Source organism: Dactylosporangium sp. NPDC051541 (assembly GCF_044454505.1).
Lineage (GTDB): Bacteria > Actinomycetota > Actinomycetes > Mycobacteriales > Micromonosporaceae > Dactylosporangium.
Map to the genome: position 1 here is coordinate 132698 of NZ_JBITDU010000001.1, position 20433 is coordinate 153130.

18 protein-coding genes are annotated in these 20433 nt (G+C 66.2%); 9 read left to right on the top strand and 9 right to left on the bottom strand.

Annotated elements, in window-relative coordinates:
• Positions 1 to 42 precede the first annotated feature (42 nt).
• From ACIA8L_RS00670 to ACIA8L_RS00680, 3 genes are read left to right on the top strand one after another with little or no spacing between them, the layout of a single operon-like run.
• Positions 43 to 1539, top strand: coding sequence for a phytoene desaturase family protein (locus ACIA8L_RS00670; protein WP_395898958.1), 1497 nt, complete (start codon positions 43 to 45; stop codon positions 1537 to 1539).
• Positions 1536 to 2336, top strand: coding sequence for a fatty acid desaturase (locus tag ACIA8L_RS00675; RefSeq protein WP_395898960.1), 801 nt, complete (start codon positions 1536 to 1538; stop codon positions 2334 to 2336). The genes ACIA8L_RS00670 and ACIA8L_RS00675 overlap by 4 nt, the downstream gene beginning before the upstream one ends.
• Positions 2337 to 2352: 16 nt before the next feature.
• On the top strand, positions 2353 to 2952 hold the full coding sequence (locus ACIA8L_RS00680) for a TetR family transcriptional regulator (protein ID WP_395898962.1): 600 nt from the start codon (positions 2353 to 2355) through the stop codon (positions 2950 to 2952).
• On the opposite strand, the gene ACIA8L_RS00685 is transcribed toward ACIA8L_RS00680, so the two are convergent.
• On the bottom strand, positions 2908 to 3423 hold the full coding sequence (locus ACIA8L_RS00685) for a tetratricopeptide repeat protein (RefSeq protein ID WP_395898964.1): 516 nt from the start codon (positions 3421 to 3423) through the stop codon (positions 2908 to 2910). The two genes, ACIA8L_RS00680 and ACIA8L_RS00685, sit on opposite strands and share 45 nt — an antisense overlap.
• On the bottom strand, positions 3420 to 4271 hold the full coding sequence (locus ACIA8L_RS00690; protein ID WP_395898966.1) for a TetR/AcrR family transcriptional regulator: 852 nt from the start codon (positions 4269 to 4271) through the stop codon (positions 3420 to 3422). The genes ACIA8L_RS00685 and ACIA8L_RS00690 overlap by 4 nt, the downstream gene beginning before the upstream one ends.
• A gap of 90 nt (positions 4272 to 4361) precedes the next feature.
• Here ACIA8L_RS00690 and ACIA8L_RS00695 point away from each other — a divergent pair, with 90 nt between their 5' ends.
• From ACIA8L_RS00695 to ACIA8L_RS00715, 5 genes are all read left to right on the top strand, one after another.
• Positions 4362 to 5492, top strand: coding sequence for a YceI family protein (locus ACIA8L_RS00695; protein WP_395898968.1), 1131 nt, complete (start codon positions 4362 to 4364; stop codon positions 5490 to 5492).
• A 9-nt stretch (positions 5493 to 5501) separates the two neighbouring features.
• On the top strand, positions 5502 to 6944 hold the full coding sequence (locus tag ACIA8L_RS00700; RefSeq protein ID WP_395898970.1) for a plasmid pRiA4b ORF-3 family protein: 1443 nt from the start codon (positions 5502 to 5504) through the stop codon (positions 6942 to 6944).
• A gap of 177 nt (positions 6945 to 7121) precedes the next feature.
• Entirely contained in the window at positions 7122 to 8099 is a 978-nt protein-coding gene (locus ACIA8L_RS00705) for a hypothetical protein (RefSeq protein WP_395898972.1), read from the top strand.
• 62 nt (positions 8100 to 8161) lie between these two features.
• On the top strand, positions 8162 to 8710 hold the full coding sequence (locus ACIA8L_RS00710) for a hypothetical protein (protein WP_395898974.1): 549 nt from the start codon (positions 8162 to 8164) through the stop codon (positions 8708 to 8710).
• A 124-nt stretch (positions 8711 to 8834) separates the two neighbouring features.
• Complete coding sequence (locus tag ACIA8L_RS00715; RefSeq protein WP_395898976.1) at positions 8835 to 9731, top strand: esterase-like activity of phytase family protein; 897 nt, start codon at positions 8835 to 8837, stop codon at positions 9729 to 9731.
• A 56-nt stretch (positions 9732 to 9787) separates the two neighbouring features.
• Here the strand turns inward: ACIA8L_RS00715 and ACIA8L_RS00720 are convergent, their stop codons facing one another.
• On the bottom strand, positions 9788 to 11080 hold the full coding sequence (locus tag ACIA8L_RS00720) for a restriction endonuclease (RefSeq protein WP_395898977.1): 1293 nt from the start codon (positions 11078 to 11080) through the stop codon (positions 9788 to 9790).
• A gap of 235 nt (positions 11081 to 11315) precedes the next feature.
• On the opposite strand from ACIA8L_RS00720, the gene ACIA8L_RS00725 reads away from it, so the two are divergent.
• The gene (locus ACIA8L_RS00725) at positions 11316 to 12392 is read left to right on the top strand and encodes a DNA cytosine methyltransferase (RefSeq protein WP_395898979.1); all 1077 of its coding nucleotides are present in this window, start codon (positions 11316 to 11318) and stop codon (positions 12390 to 12392) included.
• A gap of 44 nt (positions 12393 to 12436) precedes the next feature.
• Here the strand turns inward: ACIA8L_RS00725 and ACIA8L_RS00730 are convergent, their stop codons facing one another.
• Genes ACIA8L_RS00730 through ACIA8L_RS00755 form a run of 6 tightly spaced genes read right to left on the bottom strand, consistent with a single transcriptional unit; the run spans position 12437 to position 20182 of the window.
• Positions 12437 to 12874 (bottom strand): very short patch repair endonuclease, encoded by a 438-nt coding sequence (locus ACIA8L_RS00730; protein WP_395898981.1) that lies wholly within the window; start codon positions 12872 to 12874, stop codon positions 12437 to 12439.
• 43 nt (positions 12875 to 12917) lie between these two features.
• Positions 12918 to 13727, bottom strand: coding sequence for a DUF6339 family protein (locus ACIA8L_RS00735; RefSeq protein ID WP_395898983.1), 810 nt, complete (start codon positions 13725 to 13727; stop codon positions 12918 to 12920).
• Positions 13724 to 14650: a hypothetical protein gene (locus tag ACIA8L_RS00740; RefSeq protein ID WP_395898985.1), complete on the bottom strand. Its 927-nt coding sequence runs from the start codon at positions 14648 to 14650 to the stop codon at positions 13724 to 13726. The genes ACIA8L_RS00735 and ACIA8L_RS00740 overlap by 4 nt, the downstream gene beginning before the upstream one ends.
• Complete coding sequence (locus ACIA8L_RS00745; protein ID WP_395898987.1) at positions 14650 to 16521, bottom strand: hypothetical protein; 1872 nt, start codon at positions 16519 to 16521, stop codon at positions 14650 to 14652. Before ACIA8L_RS00745 ends, ACIA8L_RS00740 begins: the two co-directional genes overlap by 1 nt.
• Entirely contained in the window at positions 16518 to 17543 is a 1026-nt protein-coding gene (locus ACIA8L_RS00750; protein ID WP_395898989.1) for a PD-(D/E)XK motif protein, read from the bottom strand. Before ACIA8L_RS00750 ends, ACIA8L_RS00745 begins: the two co-directional genes overlap by 4 nt.
• Complete coding sequence (locus tag ACIA8L_RS00755; RefSeq protein WP_395898991.1) at positions 17540 to 20182, bottom strand: Z1 domain-containing protein; 2643 nt, start codon at positions 20180 to 20182, stop codon at positions 17540 to 17542. Before ACIA8L_RS00755 ends, ACIA8L_RS00750 begins: the two co-directional genes overlap by 4 nt.
• Positions 20183 to 20433 lie beyond the last annotated feature (251 nt).

Genomic DNA, 20433 nt, shown 5'->3' on the forward strand with positions numbered 1-20433 from the left:
GCCGCGGTTGTGGTGGCATCGGCATGGGCGTATGTTGAACATGTGTTCAGAACTGGCGTTCAGAACAGTGAGTTTGATGTCGCGGTCGTTGGGGGCGGGCTGTCTGGGCTGGCCACGGCGATGCGGCTGCAGGCTGGGGGGCTTGCGACGGTCGTGCTTGAGGCTCACGGGCACGCCGGTGGTTGCGCGGGGTATTACTGCCGGCGAGGGTTCTCGTTCGACGTAGGCGCTACGACGCTTGTCGACTTCGAGCCCGGCGGTGTCGGGGCTGAGCTGTTCGATGCTGTCGGGATGGCGGCGCCGGCGGCTGAGCTGCTGCCTGGGTATGTCGCTTGGCTGCCGGACCGGAACGTCGTGCTGCATCGGGATCAGGTCGCCTGGCGGGAAGAGCGGCTGGCGGTGCTCGGGGACTCGCCGGCGCATCGGGAGTTCTGGGCGTTGCTTGATCGCCTGGCTGAGGTGTTCTGGCGGGCCAGTCGGGCCGGCGTACGTATGCCTATGCGTAGCCTCCAGGACGTAGTCCATAACGCTCGGGCCGTGCGACCTGGCGATCTTCCGCTGGTCCGGCACCTTGGCGGGACGCTCGGGGGAGCGTTGCGGCGGCATGGGTTGCGCGGGGACGATCCGCTGGTCGGGTTGTTGTCCATGCTGGTCGAGGACACCGTGCACAGCACTGTCGATCGGGCTCCGCTCATCAATTCGGCGCTCGGAATCACCATTCGTGGAGCTGGGCTCAGCCGGGCGGTTGGCGGGATGCGCGGATTCTGGCGGGCGATCGTTGCGCATTACCGCCGGCTTGGTGGGCAGCTGCGGTACGGGTGGCGAGTTGACGGCATCTCGGGAACGCACGGCGGTTTCGAGCTTTCCGGGCGTCGAGGGGGCGTCCGGGCCAAGCAAGTCGTCAGTGCGTTGCCAGTTGCTACGACCGCGGACTTGGCCACTGTGCCCGGAGTTCGGGAAGCGCTGGAACCGTTTGTCCGCCGGGACTCCGGTGACCTCGGCGGGGCCGTTGTCGTCTTCCTCGGTGTGCCCGAAGACGAGGTTTCCGGGCCCGGGTTCACGCACCATCAGTTGCTGCGGTCCTACCGGGAGCCGCTCGGGAACGGCAACAACATGTTCGTCTCCGTGTCGGCTCCCGGGGATACCGACAGCGCACCCGTCGGGCACCGGGCCGTCATGCTTTCCACGCACACCGAGCTCGCTGATTGGGACGGGCTCAATGATGCCGAGCACGCCGAGCGGCGGGACCGGTTACTCGGCAGCATGATTCGAGAAGCGCGGCGGGTGTACCCCAACCTCGGCGACCGGCCCGAGGTGTGTGAAATCGGCACGCCTCGGTCGTATGAGCGGTACACGTCGCGGCCGCGCGGAGCGGTTGGCGGGGTTCGGCAGAGTGTCCACAATGCCAATCAGCGGGCCGTGCCGCATGACATCGGCGTGCCGGGGTTCTGGGTTGTCGGGGACTCCACCTGGCCCGGGTTGGGGACCGTGGCTTGCGTGCTCGGCAGCCGGATTGTCGCGTCGAAGGTGTTGCGGTGAAGCCGGGGCTGGCCGAGCTTGGCGCGGATCTGCTCACCACCGGTCGGTGGCGGCGGATTGTGGCGTTGAGTCGGCCGTTCGTGGGGCTTGCCGGCTATGTGCTCGTCTGCTTCGCGGCCTCGAGGTGGCCTTGGCTTTGGCTGCTCGCGCCGGTCATCGTGTTCGGCATCTTCGTCGCGGTTGTGACGGTCACGCATGACGTTGTGCATAGGGCGATCGGGCTCGGCACACGCAGTACCGAAGCCGCGCTCTTCTGCTTTGGGCTTGTCTTGCTCGAAAGCGGGCACGCCTATCGCGCCAGCCACCTCCAGCACCATCGGCGGTTTCCGCACGACGACGATCCGGAGGGGTACCCGGCTCGGATCAGCGCGGTCGCGGCGGTGTTCTATGGGCCGGTGTTTCTGGCTCGGCTCTGGTGGTGGGCGTTTCACTCGGCGAGGAAGGATCGGGGGTGGCTGCTCGCGGAGGCGGCCGCGTTGCCGGTTGCGGTTGTGGCCGGGATTTTGCTGTGGCCGCATACTCCGGCGGTGCTGGCGTACGTCGTGATGGCGGTTGTCGGCAGTTGGGTGTATCCGTTGCTCACGGTGCATTTGCCGCACGACCAGCACGGGGATTCGGCGCTGACGCAGACTCGCACGCTGCGAGGTCGGATTGTGCCGGCCGTGTTTCTCGAGCTGACGTATCACCTCGAGCACCATCTGTACCCGCAGGTGCCCAGTCACCATCTGGCCGAGCTGGGGCGGCGGCTCGATCCGTTCTTCGCCGCGAACGGAGTGCGGCCGCGGCGGGTTCCCTGACTTACTGTTGTCAGCGATGAACCGCAAAGCCGAGGCCCGCGAGCGCATCCTGCGCGCTGCCGTTGACACACTCGCCGCACAGGGGTTCGCGGCCGCGACCGCGCGGGCCATTGCCGGCACCGGCGGCTTCGCGCCCGGGGTCATCTACTACCACTTCGAGGACCTCGAAGACGTGTTCCTGGCGGCGATGAAGTACACGAGCGACAGGCGGATGCTTCGATATGTCGAGCTGACCGCGGCCGCCGCGGATCCGGCGGCGATGGTGCTGGCGTTGCGAGAGCTGTACGAGGAGGACGTCGCTACCGGGCACATTGCGGCGGTGCAGCAGTTGGTTGTCGGTGGCGCTTCTTCGACGCGGCTGGCCGAGGGGGTGCGGGCCGAGATCGATCGCTGGGAAGCGTATGGCGAGTCGTTGCTGCTGCGCCTGATCGCCGGCACGCCGTTTGAAGGGCTGGTGCCGGCCCGGGCGGTCGCTTCGGCCGTGATGGCGTTCTATCTCGGGCTGGAGATGATGACGCATATCGACGGCGACCGGGCCCGTGTCGAGTCCGTGTTCGCCGCGGTTGAGCCGTTAGCCGCGATGCTCGGTCAGCTGCCGGGCGTAATTGGCCATTGAGCGCTGGTAGCGCGGCAGGTGCGGCGCCAGGGCGGCGACGGCGATCGATACCGCTTCGCGTTCGCGGCCGGCGTCGGTCAGGCACAGGGCCTGGACCGCGCTGATGGCGTCACCCAGGCCGCGGGTCAGCTCGTCGAGGGTTTCCGGGTCGATTGCTCGTTCGGCTTCCAGGTGCTTGATGGCCTGATCGAGCTCCCCGATGTTGCGCAGGGAGCTCGACATTTGAATGACGGCCCGGCGGCGGCGATAACCCGTCAGGCCGTCGTCGAGGGCTTGGCGGTAGAGCGGTACGGCCCGGTCGGAGTGGCCGGTCGAGTCCCACGCGCAGGCGCGTTCGAAGGCGGCGATCGGGTCGCCGTCGGGCAGTTCGGCGGCGAGGCTGTCGATGCGGGCCCGAAATTCGGCCTCCCGGCCGTCGTATTCGTCGATGGCGGCCCAGGCCTCGGTGACCCGCTGTTCCCACGCATTCATGGGCGGCCGGACCAATCGTCGAGGGCATCGTGGATCATGGTCATCCGGTCATCATTCCATTCGGTGTCCGGGTCCGGCTCGAGGAAGGCCATGGCAATGTTGGCCATCGCGAGGGCCGGTAGCGACCACGGCTCCTGACCGGCCGCGCCGGGAGGGCTCGCGACGATTACCTGAGTGGCCAGGTCGGGCGTCGCCAGGGCGGCCAGAACCAGGCCGTGCATGCTGGCGCTGAGCAGCGTAGCGAGGGTGCTGAAGTCGGCCGCGACTTGCGGCCGCGGACGATAGCCCAGTACCCCCGCGATCTGCTTCCAGGCTTTTGCGACGAGCGCGTTGTGGTCCGCTTCGGCCTGGGTGAGGGCCGCTTGGACCTGATCGCGCAGCTCCCCATTGGCGAGGCCGGAGAATGTCGCGCGGAGGGCGAGGTACGTGCGCCATCCGGGCGAGGCCAGCACGTTGCGAAAGTCGAGGAGTGCGAGCTGGCGGATCAGTTCGAGAATCAGGGCGTGGCGGCGCTCAGCGGTGCGGAGCCAGTCCTCGTGCTCGGTGACGATTTTGCGGATCAGGGCGACCTCGTCGGCGACGATGCCCGGGGTGGCGGTGCGGGCCAGTTCCTTGATGAGGTCGCTAAAGAACAGATCGCGATATGGCCAGTGCCGGTAGGCGGTGCTGCGCGCGACGTCGGCGTCGCGGATGACGTCCTCGAATCGAATGTGGTCGAGGCTCACCGTCAATCCGGTCCGGTTGATCATGTCGATCGCGGCGCGCAGCATCCGCTCGCGGGTCTCCTCGTCGGAGAGGCGGCGGTGGCGCCGGCCGAGGCCGGTGGTCGCGGTCGGTTCGTTCCGCATAGCCGAATCTAACATCGGGACTTTGGACTCTGTATCCCAAGTCTCAAGCGCTGCATCCTCATCAACAGGTGACGATGAGAGGGGCAGGCAATGCTGTACAGCGACGACGCGCTTCGGGCCATGTACGTGGGCGGCCGCGGGAACGCCACGGCCCGCCGGTTCGCCCGGTTCTGGGCGGCGGTGCAGGGCGCCGGCGTGTTTCCGCGGCGGTGGGTGACGCTCGAGGTGCCGGGTCGGCGCACCGGGCGGACGACCCGCTTTCCGCTCGGCCTGGCCGACTATCGCGGCGACTGGTATCTCGTGTCGATGCTCGGCGACTGCAATTGGGTCCGCAATGTGCGCGCCGCCGACGGCCAGGTCACCATTCGGCACGGTCGCGCCCGGCCCGCTCACCTTGTCGAAGTGCCCGTTGCGGAGCGGGCTCCGATCATCCGGCGATACCTGCAGAAGGTTCCCGGCGGGCGGCCGCACATCCCGGTGCGCCGTACCGCGCCCCTCGCCGAATTCGAGGCGATCGCCGCCCGGTATCCGGTTTTCCGCATGGACTCCGCCGCGACCTCACCGCGTAAGCGGCGGCGCTGGCTGCGCTGGACGTTGGCCGTTGTCGTGGCGCTGGTGGTACTACTCGCCGGCGCGGTTGTGGCGGCTGTGAAGCTGCAGCCGGTACCGCCGCCGCTGGCATTGCCGGCCAGTGCCGCTGCTCCGGTCGGCGGCGTTGACGGCAGTTATGCGGCGGCTTCCGGTTCGCTGGCCGGCTTCCGTATTCAGCAGACCGTTCTGGGGCTGACGAGCGACGTTGTCGGGCGCACGGGTGACATCAGCGGCACTGCGACGGTCGCCTCCGGTCAGGTCACCGCCGCGACGTTCCGGATCGGGCTGCTGGCATTGACCTCGGGTGATGGCAAACGCGCGCCGCAGTTCGACATCAGCCTGGACACCGAGCATCACCCGGACGCGACCGTGACGCTCACGCAGCCCGTGGCGCTCGACTCGGCCACACGTTCGGCGACCGCCACCGGAACCCTTACCCTGCACGGCATCACACGGCCCGTCACCGTGAGGGTGTCGATCCGCCAAGACGGCACTGCCCTCGACGTGGCTGGATCGACACCGGTCACCTTCGCCGACTACGAACTGCTCTCGCCGCAGGGGTACGGGCCATTCGGTTCGCTGGCTGATCACGGCACAGCGGAGTTTCTCTTCATCCTTCGTCGCGCATAGGGTGCTGTGGTGACCGCTGCGCTGCGTGATGCCGCCGACGACTGTCCGATCATGAGGCGAGCCCGGAGCCTGGCCGGTTGGGTGGGGGACGGGCGGGCGGTGACCCCGAAAGGTGTCCTGCGGCCGGTCGACGTCGCGGCGGCGATGGTCGCCATGGGGCTTGAGGCGCCGGAACGGGTGCGGACCGCCGCCGATGTCGGAGTGCTGCATCGGGCCTGGGTGGCGGCGCTGGCGGCCGGATTTGTCGAGGTCCGCTCGGGGAAGGCGACGACTGGCAGTACCCCCGGAAAAGGCTTGGAAGCCTGGTGGGCGGCACTCCAAGGGCAGAGCGACCCGGCGTTGTGCCTGGCGTTGTTGGCGGTTGCCACCGGTGATGATCGATTGGCCGACGAGGTCCACGATGCCGGACGGCGGACGGTCGAAGTGACGCTGGAGCTGCTCGCGGAGTTCGGGGCGATCGACGCCGGTCGGGATGTGACGGCGTTGGGGCGGTGGGCATTTGAAGCGTTCGCGGCGACCGCGATCACGGCGGATCTGTCGGCCGCTGAGCTGCTGGTTCGGCTGGTGAGGCGGTCGGAGTGGGAGCTCTGGGAGGCGGCCCGGCTCTGGCTGGCCGAGCGCGATGTCGACGTGGCCGTCCGTGCATTGCTGACGGCGGCCGAGGAGGCCACGCCGGCCGGGCGGGTTGTCGGGGTGGATCTGGTCGCGGCGCTCGGTGAGGCGATGCGGCCGGTGTGGCGTTCGGTGTTGGACCGGCCGATGCTGGCGGCGCATGCGCGGGCGATGCTGGCCGCGTTCGACGGGCGGGGCGAGGCGCCGTCCGAGGTGGATCACCGCTGGCTGGCCGTCGAATATGCGCTCGCGGCCGAGGACCTCGAGGAGGCTTGGTACCTCGTTGAGGACTTCGGGGGTTTAGAGATCGTCGCCGGGAGCACGCATCCCGGCGCGGCCGCGCTGCTTGGCGAGCTTTCTTCGGCGGGGGCGCCGCCGCAGCGGGTGTACCAGCTGAAGGTTGTGCTTTCGGGCGTTCGGCCGTCTGTGTGGCGGCGACTGCGGGTGCCGGGTTCGCTGCCGCTCGAAGCGCTGCATTACGTGCTGCAGGCCGCCTTCGAATGGGAGAACAGCCACCTGCACAGCTTCGAGTGCGCGGGGCGGCGGTATTCGTCGCCGGAGCTCGACGACTGTGAGGACGAGGCCCTCGCCCGGCTGGCGAAGGCGCTGCCCGTTGACGGCGTCATGACGTACGTCTATGACATGGGCGACTGGTGGGAGCACCGGATCACCGTCGAGCGGGTCGACGAGCTGGATGGTGCGGCGATTGCGTGTCTTGACGGGCGGGGTGACGCGCCGATCGAGGACTCGCACTCGGAGGCCGGGCTGCCCACGACGCCGTTCGACATCGCGGCGATCAATCGACGTTTGGACGTGCTGTTCGCCGAATCAGTTGCGTAAAGCGGTCCGCCGCCGAGCCGGGCCGGTCGGCGTCTGGATGGATGGATGGATGAGCGCTGATAACGGAGAGAGTGGCAGGATCGACGCATATCGGTCTAAGGTGTTGACGATCATCTTTCGCAGGTGCACGGGGGTGTCCTGCTGCTCCCGTGCGCCCTCGTTCTGAGGAGCGTCAAATTGAAGCAGCGCATGGGGGCGGCTCTGGCCGGGCTGTGCGTCGGGTTGCTGGCCGCGACGGCGTTGGTGCCGTCGGCCGCACAGGCATCCCGGCCCGCCACGCTCACTATTCCGGGCGACAACTACTACCCGGAAAGCATTTCCGCCGCGGCCAACGGCGACCTGTACGTCGGCAGCATCACGACCGGTGCCGTCACCCGCTTCAAGGCCGGATCGACGACGGCGGAAACGTTTGTCGCGGCCGGCGTCAACGTCGGCACCGCGGGCGTTCTGGTCGACGACGCCCGGCGGGTGCTGTGGACGTGCAACATCGACCTGAGCTTCCAGCAGCCGACGACGCTGCGGGCGTTCTCGCTACGTACGGGTACGCAGGTCGCTGACTACGTACTCCCCGACGGAGGCGTATGCGCGGACATCACCAACGTCCGCGGCGCCCTGTTCGTCACCGACACCACCAACCCGACGGCGTCACCGCAGCTGCCGGGCCGGATTCTCAAGTTCACGACGCCCAGCCCGGTCAGCGCGGTTGGCGGGTCGCTCACCGTGTGGTCTTCGGACCCGGCCTTCACCGCGGGGCCTGGCCTGCAGATCAACGGCATCGCGTTCGACGGCTTCGCCACCGTCTACACCACGAACTACGGCTCCGGGCAGGCGATCCGGGTGCGCATCGCGCCCGACGGCAGCGCCCTCCCGGCCGATCTCATCGCGACGTCGCGGCCGCTGGTCAACCCCGACGGAATCCGCATGCTGAGCCCCACTCGCCTGCTCATTACGGAGAACCCGGGCCGGCTCAGCTACGTCGACGTACGTACCGGCGCGGTCGTGCTGATCACCGACGCCGTCGACCAGCCAACTTCGGTGGTGCGGGTCGGCCGTGACTTCTGGGTCGCCGAGGGCCAGGTCCTGCGCCTGCAGTCCGGCGAGGCACCTCACCTGCCGTTCACGGTCCGCCGCGTGCCGGTGCCGGCCGGGGTCTGACAGGTGGAAGGCCGGGGTGGGCGGTCAATCGACGGCCCGCCCCGGTCTGACAGACTGCGCCTATGACCCGGAGGGGGATCATCGCGCTGGCGGTCGTCGCCGTGCTCACGGTGCTCGGCGGCGTCGCCGCGCTGATCATCGGGATGCTCGGTGGCTCGCCGGTCGGGCCGCACTCGAACCGATACATCAGCTGCGCCTATACGGGTGCCGACGACGGCTACTGCGATCGCTTCGCCGAGGATGTCGTCCGGCGGACCGAGCTGACCGACGAGCAGCGCAACCGGCTCGAAGCCGACGCTCGAAAGGCGCAGCAGGCTGTTCAGCTGGCATCGCCGTGCGTGGAGGAGTCCACACAGGGAGTGGTCACCCGCATACACGGGTGCTCGGGCCAGTCCGCCGATGAGGCAATTCGGCTCGCATTGGACCGGGCCGGCTACCCGGGCGCCGTGGTCCGCAAGTCCCGCGCCGACGATCCCGCGCCGCACGACACCATTGTTTTCGGCGTGCCGATCGCCGACGCCTGCCTGGTCGGGTGGACAGTCTGGCCGGCCGGCAACGGCGGGTACGGACTGCAGGGCCGACTGCCCGGCGACGGCTGCTTGAGCGCATAGTCGGCGTCTGCACGCTGAACGTCGACGGCGAGCCCACTTCGGTCACCTGCTGCCCATTCCCGGCCGCGACCTCCTCGCCGTCTCCAGCGAGGAAGGCGACGCGTCCGTTAACGTCCGCTCCAGCGTGAGCCTGTTCCAACTGGGCCGCGACGAACCCGGCTTCCCGAGCATCGTCAGCCGCGACACCATCGGCTGGGGCGCACTCGGCGCGCTGTCGTCCGTTCCCGGCCAGCCGTCGAAGCTGTACTCGGTAACGGACGCCGCCTACACCCCGACCCGAGTCCTGACGATCGACCACAGCCACAAGCCCGCCGAACTCACCACCGCCCTGACGGTGACCGACGCGGCCGGCAACCCGATCGGCTACGACGCCGAGGGCATTTACGCCCGCCCGCAGGGCGGTTTCTGGCTCGGCGTCGAAGGCGCGACCGGCGCCGCGAACAAGCTCGTCCGTTTGGACGCGAACGGCAAAACCGTGGATACGGTACCCCTCCCCGCCGACGTGGCCGCCGGCCTTTCGAAGTGGGGCATCGAGGGCGTCACCGGCACCGGCCAGTACCTGTACGTGGCCCTGCAACGCGAACTCAGCACCGACCCCAAGGGCGTGGCCCGCATCGGCCGCTACAACCTCACGACGAAGCAGTGGACGTGGTTCGGGTACCAACTCGAAACCACGACAACCCCGGGTGACTGGATCGGGCTGTCCGAGATCGTGGCCGTGAACGCGAACACCCTGGCCGTGATCGAACGGGACAAACTCAACGGACCAAACGCGAAAATCAAGCGGGTGTACACCGTGCAGGTGCCCGACACCGACACGTTCCCGGTCCTCACCAAGAAGCTCGCCGTCGACGTCCTGCCGTACCTGCGTGCCGACAACGGCTGGACCCAGGAAAAGCTGGAGGGCCTCACCATCGGCGCCGACGGCCAGGTCTACGCGATCACCGACAACGACGGCGTGCAAGACGCCACGGGCGAGACCGTCTTCCTGCATCTCGGTACCGCCAAAAGGCTCTTCTAGCGGAGAAGACTCTCGGGCACGGTGGAGTGCGTCTTCACCGTGCCCAAGGCGCCGACTCAGCCGTACAGAATCTCGTCAGGCCTTCGATACGTGATGGCGTTGTCGTAGTCGCCGGTGACGGAGTTCAGGAAGGCATCAAGGTCGCCGTTGTGGTCTGCGGCCGCCATGAGAAGTACCTGTTCGGCAAGCGTCCTCCCGTCGACGAGCACCAATGGATACTGATCGTCGATGACCTCGACCTGGGCCTGGCGCGAGAAGACCCCGGTCGTAACGAAGACCCCAATCCATCCGCGACGGAGGCGAGCCACCACCCGGGCGACCTGGTCAGGGCTGATCGACGACGTCGGCGTGATGCACTTCGCCTGGCCGAGAATCACCAGCGGAACGTTGTTGCCGACCGTGCCGACGTCGAGCCGGCCGACGAAGTCGACTCCACCGTCGCCTCCGGGTCGAGTGAGCCAGCCGTCGTGGTACCGAGCGCCGGAGCGACTGAGAACCTGAGCGGTGATCTTGGACGCAAGCAGCTCGAAGGCATGCTTACGCCCGTCGAAATAGTCGTACAACCGTTGGAGTAGATCGGCCTCCGGCGATCCGGGGGTCGGGCGTTGCTCCTCCGTCGACCGAACCCGAGAGGAGACGACGCGCCGACGGGCCCGGGGAATCGCGGCGCGTCCGTCTCGAATCCACCGCCACCAGGAGGCGGGTGCATGACGGTTGGCCTGCTCGGCGCTCAGTGCGGGGTCGCGGCGATCATCGATCCACCGCATGTCGAGAGCGTCGCCGGTCGCGGCCAGGTCGATGACAGCAAGGTCCAGTACAAGATTTGGGAAGCTGCGCCTGGTCTCCGGGTCGCGCTGGACGACGTGTTCGAGCCGTTCGATAATCGCCGCACCACAGAACTCGACGTGTCCCTTCACGAGGTTGCGGCCGTCCCGGTTGATCGTCGTCGAGCGGTAGATCAGCAGTGGCGGCGCTTTGAACCGCTCGATCGGGTCCGTGGCCGCGTGCAGCGCCCAGGTCTCCAACAACGCTCGGTTGCCTGTTGTCGCGCCCGGAAGTCCCACTGTGGTCGCCTTGTGATCTCCGTAATAGCGGACATGCCCGTGGTCAAGGTCGAACTCGTCATGCCAGGGGTTGGTCGCGTGTCCCGCCTTCCACGGGCTCGACCGCAGGCTGACGACTGGGCGTCGTGGCCCGTCAGGACCCGTCGCAACCGCTGCCGTGTTGATACCGGCCTCGAGCATCAACTTCGGGAAAGTTGCCGTCTCCGGGGGCGCCGTGACGAAGTGGTAGTTCAGGTAGCCGTCCAGCTCTACGTCGACTCTGCTGGCGCCCTGTGCGTAGCGCATGACCTCAAGCATCTGAATCGGGCGAACGTGATCCACCCAGGTATTTTCGACTATCCCGGTCCGGGAAGACAGCTCTGTTCCGAGCGCTCCTGGCTACGGCGTCTTCGGGGCAAGGAGGCCATCGTGGCGGGTTGTGAACGACCGAATCCCTAACCGGGGTACATCTTCAACTTGACAGGGGCCGAGCTGGCCAGTTTGTTGGCGTTGGCCGGCCCGGCCGGCTAAGGTACAGCCCATGCCGAAGATCTTCAGTGTCGTGGATCTCTTCGCCGGATGCGGAGGACTCACGGAAGGCCTGCGGCAGGCCGAGCGGTTCAGGTCGGTGGGTGCGGTTGAGATCGACGCGGCTGCTGCGGCGACCTACGCAGAGAACTTCGGCAAGCACATCCATCAAGGCGGAATTGCCGAATGGCTCGACTCGGGGCTGGTCCCGACCGCCGATGTCGTTGTCGGGGGACCGCCCTGTCAGGGTTTCTCGAACTTAGGCAAACGGCTCGACGACGACCCGCGGAATGAGCTCTGGCGTGAGTACTGGCGTGCTCTCAATCTCATCAAGCCCCAGGTCTTCGTGCTCGAGAACGTGGATCGTTTCCTCGACAGCGGACAATTCCAGCAGCTGGAGGCTCTGACCCAGGACGAAGAGCTCCGAGACTACGAGCTACGGGCCGACGTGATCACGGCCGCGGCGTTCGGCTCGTCGCAAATTCGGCGTCGGGCCATCATCATCGGCACTCATCGCGACTTGAAGCCCATCGACATTCCTATATCCAGCCTGAATCGGGAAGAGTGGAAAACTGTCCGTACGGCACTCGCCGGGGTGCCAACCCGGGTGCCAGCACACCGGCAGGCACTGCCACAACGCTCCGTGAGCCCTTTCGGTCAGGCCCTGCCCGGAGCATTCGAGAGCACGGAACTCCACATCACGCGTAACTATCAGGATCTCTCGCTCGAGCGCTTCGCATTCATCCCGGCCGGCGGGAACCGGTTCAATCTTCCCGACCGCCTGAAGGCGCCGTGCTGGCTCAAACACACCACCGGGTCCGGCGATGTCATGGGGCGATTGCGGTGGGACCGTCCGTCAGTCACCATCCGAACCGAGTTCTTCAAGCCGGAAAAGGGCCGTTACCTTCATCCGTCGGAGAACCGGGCTCTGACGCACTACGAGGCGGCCAAGCTGCAAGGATTCCGTGACGACTTCATGTGGTGCGGTACCAAGCTGCAGATCGCACGTCAGATCGGCAACGCCGTCCCTGTAGAGCTTGCGAAAGCCATTGGAAAGCACATCGCCAAGTCGCTGGATGAGCAGGCCTGACGACGGTCACTCCGGTGGTCGGCCCACCACGTCGGCGTGCTCGGTCAGCGCCCGTCGGGTCGACGTTTCCCGTTCAGAAGGTCGACGATGCGCGTGACCGCGTCAGCAGGCCGCTCGTGCTCCCAGATCCTGACGACGGTCCAACCGGAGGCCTCGAGGTGAGCGGTTGTCGCGGCGTCCCGTAACCGGTTGGTCTCCAGCTTCTCCGACCACCACTGTCCGTTGGCGTTCGGGCTGGTCTTGTGTTCGGGACACGAATGCCAGAAACACCCGTCGACGAATACAGCGACCTGGGCCCGTGTGAACGCGATGTCGGCGGAGCGCCGACGCAAGCCGGGTATCGGCCACGCCACGCGGTATCGATAGCCCTGCGCGTGCAGCAGCTGTCGGATCGACACCTCCGGCGCGGTGTCGCGCCGCCGCTGACGGCTCATGCGACCGGACACGCCGGACGAACTCGGGACGGGTAGCTGTGCCGCCATGACCGAAACCGTACCCGTTCTGTTCAAGGTTCGACCCTTGGCCTCAGTCGGTCGGATCTTCCAGATCGGCCGCATTGACTCCAATCGCGGCGATGAAGCGCCTCGACTCCCGCCTCTGCTCCCGGACGAGTTCCAGAATCGCCTGCTCCGACAACCAATCCAGGTCGAGGAACGCCGTCAATCGCAGCAGTCGTCGCAATGAGTCGCGATGAACCGCCCGAGCCGGGATGCCATCGCCGGTGTCGCCGTCCTCGACGTGTGCTCGTACAACTGCGCGTACGAGCGCGGGCGTGGCCGCCACGGCGACGCGTCGACTCATGACCTGATCCAGGTCCGCCTCTCCGAGTCCGGACAGCAACTGATAAGGATCGGGAAGCGTTGGATCGTGGAGAACGTAGGCCCGCGTCCACAGCCTTGCCAGTGTGTGTCGGGTCAGGTCGGTCCCCTTGAACCGGTCGCGGTTGTAGGCGCCGTTCTTCATCGGGAATCGCCAAGCGCAGATGTGGGGAACCAGTACGAGTCCGAAGAACGCCCAAACCTGCCGCTGCGACGCTTCACCAGGCAACATCCCGGACCTCTCGTGGAGCTGGCGTGCGACCGTCCGGTCAAACTCGTTCTTGGCCGCTGTGCCTGGTGGCTCAGGAAATCCGCACACGCTGGCGACCTTCTCCAGATCGGTGACGAGGAGTCGCAACTGGTCGCGGCTCGCCCGCGTTCCTCCCGATGCGGCATACACCGCTCGGTCCGAGGCAATAGCAGCAAATCGAGCCAGTTCCTCCGCTTTCCGCCCGTGGAAACTTGCAAACAACCGTTCGGCTTCGCCCGGCAGGAGGCGCGGATAGAGGATGCTCATCGGCTTCCTCTTCCGGGAAGCTGCAAACTGTGTTGCACCCTCGCACGCAGTCTTGAGGGGTCGCGTCGACGTTCCTCGCGCAGGCGATCCATCGCATCGGGGAGAGGTTCGTTGGGCAATCGCAAGAATGCCCTGACCAGTCCGAGTATCAAAGCCGCAGTTGTCACCTCACCGTCTCGTTCGGGGGTCTCGTGCTCCGGAAACTCCTCATCCTCGAGCGCTCGGCTGACCAAGTCGTAGACCACATCTACGGTGAGAGCATCCCAGAGCAGCGTCGATCCGGGATCGTTGGGCTTCCTGATCGCCTCGTTGACCCGTTCGTTGTCGTCGTTGAGCAATACGAGCAAATTGCCCATGGCGGCACTGTCCCACTCGGCGGAATCGACGCTCACGTACCAAGCGGCCCGCTCGGGCAAGCCCTGCTCCTTGAAGCTGACCGGAGCGATCGGCAGAAGCCCGGCGGTGCCTTCCAACCGGACGGAATCCTGCTCGCGCCACAACACACTGCCGGATCGACGCGCAATGAACGGATCCGAGTGATCGGACGAGGCGACGAGAACGACCGTCGTCTCCAGAACCAGAGAGCCCGCCAGATCCGCACCCGCGACCTCGATTTCGACAACCGTCTCAGCCGGTCCGTTCATGCCCTCGCCGTTCAGGAGAACGTGTGCAGCGGAGTGCCTTAGCAGCGAGGTCGACGGCCAGTAACGGACATTGAGGGCGAGGGTTGCAGCTCTGCCGAACCCACAGGCCGCTCGTAGCCCGTCCACGTCGACGGTGACCCGCCGTGAGAAATGGAGCACCGAGCCGTAATCCCAACTGGGCACATGGTCGACAGCGGCCGCCCCGTCGTCGATATGGACCCAGGGCTCAGCCGACACCTGGTCGCTCGCGGTCCGGTATGGCAAGGCCCTCGTGGTCATTACGGCACCACCTCAACCGCGACCTCGATGGCGGCATCCACGACAGGCAGCACCAGCAGCTCGAATTCATTGGTGCCCTCGTCGACGTCGAGAAGGGCGCCTGGCGAGAGGCCGCCATCGGAACGCCACCCGAGAATTTCGGGATCGTCACTTCCGACAGGTCCCTTGGTCTCCAGCGTCCAATCTCCCGTGAATACCGACGCCACGCCCTGAATCGTGGCCGGCCCCGAGACCCGGACCTTTTGGACCAGAACGGTGCGCCCCTGGTACGACGAGTAGGTGGGATTGCCCACGAGAGCCGGCCTGGCTCGGCGTCGGATCGAGGAGGCGACGCCGAGCCCGTGCCGGGGAGCCTCGGCACCGGTTCCAGTCCTTCCGGCGCTGCGTGTGGGCGTGGGAACGGAATCGCCGCCGCCAGGCGTCGGATTTGTGTCGGCGGCGCCGGCACCGCCGACACCGGCCAGCAGGAAGCCGAGTTTCTGGGCAATGTTGCCCACCGGAACGGCAACGGCTTGAGAGTTCTGGGTCTTCGGACCGACGATCCCTGCGCACTGTTCCAGCATGCGTTTGCGCGCCATCCTGACGAAGGTCGCGTCACGCCCTGCCAGCTGCGCGTCGATCCATGCGTCATGGGTCGGCGGTTCCGACTTCGAGAACGTCTTGTCCAGCTCGTCGTTCAGTTTGAAAACCGCGGCGTAACCCACATCGGGGTGGGCCTTGGTGGGACCGGCAACGTACTGCACCGCGAGATCCGGTCTGCGCATGAGGCAAACATGGTGCGGCGAACCGATGAGACCGAGTTCGGCTGCCGCGGGTGACGCCACCTTGGCGCCGAACGTGTCCTGATGGCCGAACCGGCCGAGCTCCTGTTTCGGCCGTAGACAGAACAGCGGGGTTCCGCTTGCGCCCCTGGCGGTTCGGTAGGCGGCTGCGAAGCTCGCCAGAACAGGGTCGTCGTGCTCCGTCGGGACAGGAATACGAACGCCGTGCGCGGACACCGTGATGTCCATACGAGGAACATGGTCGCGAAGAGTGACCGGCCACAGGTTCCACGCCGCAGCCTCAGCCAGGTAACGGCCCGCATCGTCGATCGACATCTCGCTGCTGTCGTCGTCGGGCAGCGCGGGATCCGCGAGCTCCGGATCGAGGACGACGACGGTGGTGCCGGTCTCGGAGCCCTCGAACCCGGGCAGGCCCAGCCGACGCGCCACGCTGTCGGCGTCCTGGTCGCACAGCGGCTCACAGTGATCCGCACTCGGGACTCCCCACCAGTGCCGCCCGGTGTAAGGAACGCCGTTCGTCGTGGTGGAGCTCAACAACGCCGATGCGATCAATCGAGAACGGACCTGATCATCGTCGCGGAAGCGGGTATAGATGAGGATGGTACCGACCCGAGAGGCGAGGAAGAACGCTCCCTTTCCGTATCCGTAGGTGCCACCGCCTCCGTCGACGTCCTGACGTTCTCCGCTGTTCAGCACGAACGACAGCCATCCGCGTTGGTTGGGTTCCGCCTCGACGTCCGAACGTGTCGGCCCGCCGAGACCGCTGGTTCCCCGATCCGTCACGGCGAGGTAGCGGATATTGGAGCTGCGAAGGAAGTCGGGCAGTGTTCGGACGGCTGTCGGATCGTCAGGCGCGTTGATCGCGAGGAGCTCTCTCCAGGCGGCCCGGTGCGCCGGCGACACGGTCACCAGGTCCAGCCTGAACGTCACGTCGCCCGACGTTTTGGCGTCCCAGCTGTTTTGGGCGGACTCGCGGACCAGAACCGTCAGGAGTGAAAGAGCCGGTCGCCCGAGTTGGTTCCGTAGGCCCTCGGCGGTGATGCCGCCGTCCGGCCGGAACGGCTGGGCGTACCAACCGAGCGTTGTCACGGTGCCCCCAGAAGTTGCTTGGCCGCCCAACGTAGGTCGCCGCCCTGAGGCGGGACAGTGTCCAGATCGACGTAATACTCGATACCGCTGATGCCGGCTGGGACCACTCCCGATGAGAACCGCGCAGGGGTGATACCGGGGAAGTCGTCGTTGACGTCGAAGAGGCGATGATCGATCAGCGAGAAACGCACCGTCCGGATCTCGGGTGAGGAAAGCGCCGGAAACCCGAGGCGATCCAGGCGGGCGAAGATGGTATGTGGTTCACCGAGCGCCGTGCAGCGTTCGATGATCGACGGAAGACCATCGGCGACGTCCGACCCGGACGTCGTCACCCTCAGCCAGACCATCGTGAGGGAGCCTTTCGGCTGACGGACGAGCTGCTCGGCTCCATGGATGCGGACCAATCGCCCTTGCGGCGAGGTCGTCGTCTTGACCTCAAGTGCGTTCGGATGTCTACGGAAGTCCTGCGCGGCTCCGTTCGGGCCTGTCCACGCATCCGTCGCCTTGGCGTCGAGAGTGAGCAGCTGCTCCAGGACCAGAAGTTCACCGTACAGGCCGGCGAGCCGTTGTACGGTCCACTGCTCGCGCCCGCCGAGGAGCTCCCGCCAGGCCTCCAGGGCCTTCGGTACAGCGTGCTCCGGCGTGGATTCGGCCCGTGCGAGAACTATGCAGATATCTGCGGCCAACCCGGTGAAGACGCCCGCCACACTTGCTCGACGGCACTCGAGATCCAGAAAGCGTACGAGGTGGTCATCGACGACCAGAGTCCGTGTCGTCAGGTGGACGCCGGAGCTGCGTTTGTCCTCTACGTCGTTGGCGTTCCTCAGGAGTGGCACCAGCAGGTGCGGCAGGCCGTGAGCGTTCGAGGCCAGTCGCACCGGACCGGCCGACGTGGGCAGCGCAAGCTCGACGCTGTGCAGGGTTGTTCCGCCGCTCGTGCGGGCTTGTTCGGCGGTGTGATGCCAGAGAGTCTCAAGAGTCCGTCGGAGAGCCGCCTCCCGACTGTGCTGCGCGGCCGTCATGGCGTCTGCGTGGAAGTCTCGACGTCGAGGTCCTGGTCGAGGACGGAAACGTCTTCGGGCTCTTCGTCCGTTGCCGCTGGGAACACTCGCGACAGATCGGCGGCCAGGTAGTCGTACTCGACCTCGACGTCCTCCCCGCGGATCGGCTTTGGAAAGACCAGAGCAGCTCCCCAGACGACATCGGTGCCGGCGACGTTCAGATCGGCCCGGTCCGGCCGCGTTGCCTTCGAATCCGCATGGATCGGGTAGAGCAGCACCAGACCCTTTTCCGGTTGCTGCTTCGAGCGCTCCTTCTGCAGCCCGGCCCGATTGACTTCCGTAACACCCGTCAGGTCGAGATCGAGGCCTTCGTCGCGGGAACCCGTCAGCGTCTTGATGTCGGCAACGTCGTCGTTGCGACTGGCGCTCAGACGCGTACGAGCGACGGTTCCGACGACCCGATCTCGGGGCAGCGTCACCGGCTTCACATCACGGTCGGCCGACGGCTTCTGTGTCGGATCGACGCCGACGACGCCGACGTTCCATCGCATGAGGCCGCCGGTGGCCATGCGCCGTTCGATGTACGCGCCGATGAGGCCGGTTGCGGTGTCGGTCGATCTCTCGTGGAAGCGGTACGTCTTAACGAACTGAAGGATGTGGTCACCCGGCACGTTGCGCCACAGAGGTTTGGAGCTCGACGACGAAGGCTCGAGCCGTCCGTCGCCGTTGCTGGCTGCGAGAAGCTTTGCCACCGCATCGGCGTTGCTGGCATGCCATCGCTCCGTATCGTCGCCGGCAGCAGCGGGGAAATATCGGCTCTCGACGAGCGCCCCACCGTACGCGGCCGCAGCGCGGACCGCGGCCTTCTGCTTGCTCGGGGCCGTGACACGCATCTTCGGATGGCACCGAATTCGGATCGCCATCTCAAGTGGTGTCTTGTGTTCGACCAACAGACGATCGATCTCGCTTCGCATCTCAGCCTCGACCGTCGCGAGATGTGTGAACCAACGACGCATCTCGACGGGCATGTAGATACGGGGGAGATCCTTGTAGCCCGGCCGATACCCGAACCATCGTCCCATCTGCAGCAGCGTGTCGTAGACGTCGGACGACCGGACGAACACGCTGACGACGAGGCCCTCCAGCGTCAGACCACGGGAGAGGGTATTGCCGCCGACGGCGATGACCGTTGCCGCACCTGACTCGTAGTCGAGGCGGTTCGAACTTCTGTAGTGATCCATGATGATCCTGGTGTCGGCAACGACTTCGGGCAGGAGGCGCTTCAAGTCCTCGAAGTCGACGTGGCGCTCGCCCAACGACTCGGCCGGCACGCGGCCGATCTCCTTCGCCCACAGCGCGTCAAACTCCGCGAGCAGCGTCGTGTCGCTGGCGGCGAGGCGTTCGCCCACCTCGGACCTGAGCTGCTCCAACGGGGCTCTGTACGAGTCGTGAACCCTCGTGTCGGAGTGGGCGTGGACGAGCATCGAAGAATGTTGTGCGGTGCCTGTCCGCGCCCGGCGTGCGGCGGTCGACAGCCAGAACCACTGTGCAGCCTTGCGCAACGACGGCGTCACCACAGGTTTGAAGTCGGGGATGTCGGCCTTCTTCGCCGGGCGTAGTGCGGCGACCTCACGGTTCGGGATCTCCCGAATCATGTCGAGTCCACCTGGAGCGTCGGCCGGATCCTCGCCGTCGAGCGGTGAGCGCCCGAAGAGGGTTTCCGGACCTTGGTACTCCGCGCTCCGCGGCAAACTCAAGACGAAATCACGCGGGTAGAAGTCCTCTTTGTCGACCGGATCGGCCAGCAGGTTCGCGAAGGGTGTTGCCGTGTAGCCCACGTAACAGACCCGCGGCAGCTGTCGAAGCACGTCGGCGATCAAAGGGTTGATGCTTTTCGTTGCAATCGTCGCCTGATCGGCCTCGTCGTCGATGAGTACGGCAGGACAGTTCTGCAGATGCGGCCGAGCGCTCGCCAGCCATTTCTTCAGTTTGCGTAGAACGACTGCATTCTTTTTCACCACGAGCAGTAGATGTTGATCCTTCGCGGCGAGAAGGGCCGCCGGATTCGGGGGCGGGATGAAGTCGTGTTCCGGAGTGGTGATCTGGTGCCACAAGGTGGGATTCAGCCGGACCACGTCGCGGATAAGTCGGGTCTGGGTCTGACGCCGCAAGGCATTGTGCACTCCGGACAGGACGATGAACATCCGGTAACCGCGGTCCGCGGCCTTGCAGATGACCGCCGTGAAGTTGCTGGTCTTCCCGGACTGCACGTGCCCGACGACGAGACCTCGCGAGTCGAATCCGGATGTCGCGGGATGGTCCAGCATCGCGACGACCTTCTCGGAGGCGTCGTGGATCGTATCGATAGCGTCCTGGTCCAGCGTCTTCTTCAGATGCGCCGCGAAGGCAGGCCAGTTACGATCGTCCTGGCGCGGGCCCGGATACCACTTCTGCAGGTTTTCCCGACCGAGCCCCAGCGGCTCCTTGAGCTCGAGAATCTTCGTCGTCTCAGTCTCATGGCGCTTGATGAGCTCGGTGATGAGGTCCTCGGGGACCATGAGGCTGCGCAGCTGTTGCGTGACCTCATGCGGCAGCGCATGGTCAAGGAAGTTGCGGTAGGCGTGCCACGCGCTGCTGATGCGTGGATCGTCCTCAACCATCAAGCACCTCGATTCGAGCCGGACACGCCAGGTCGGGCGATGTCGGGAGGCATGCATGACGGCTTGCTTAGATCGACGGAGACGACTGTTTCGCAGGTCCGCGGCGTGTTGGTGAGGGGGTGCGGCGGCGGGATGGTGTGCACGGAACTTTACTAGCATCCCGGAGGCCTGCGGGATAGCTGGGTCATACGACTCGGCGACGAGCCCCGGCCGTACGTCCCATTGATTCCGGGTGTATCGATTATTAATGT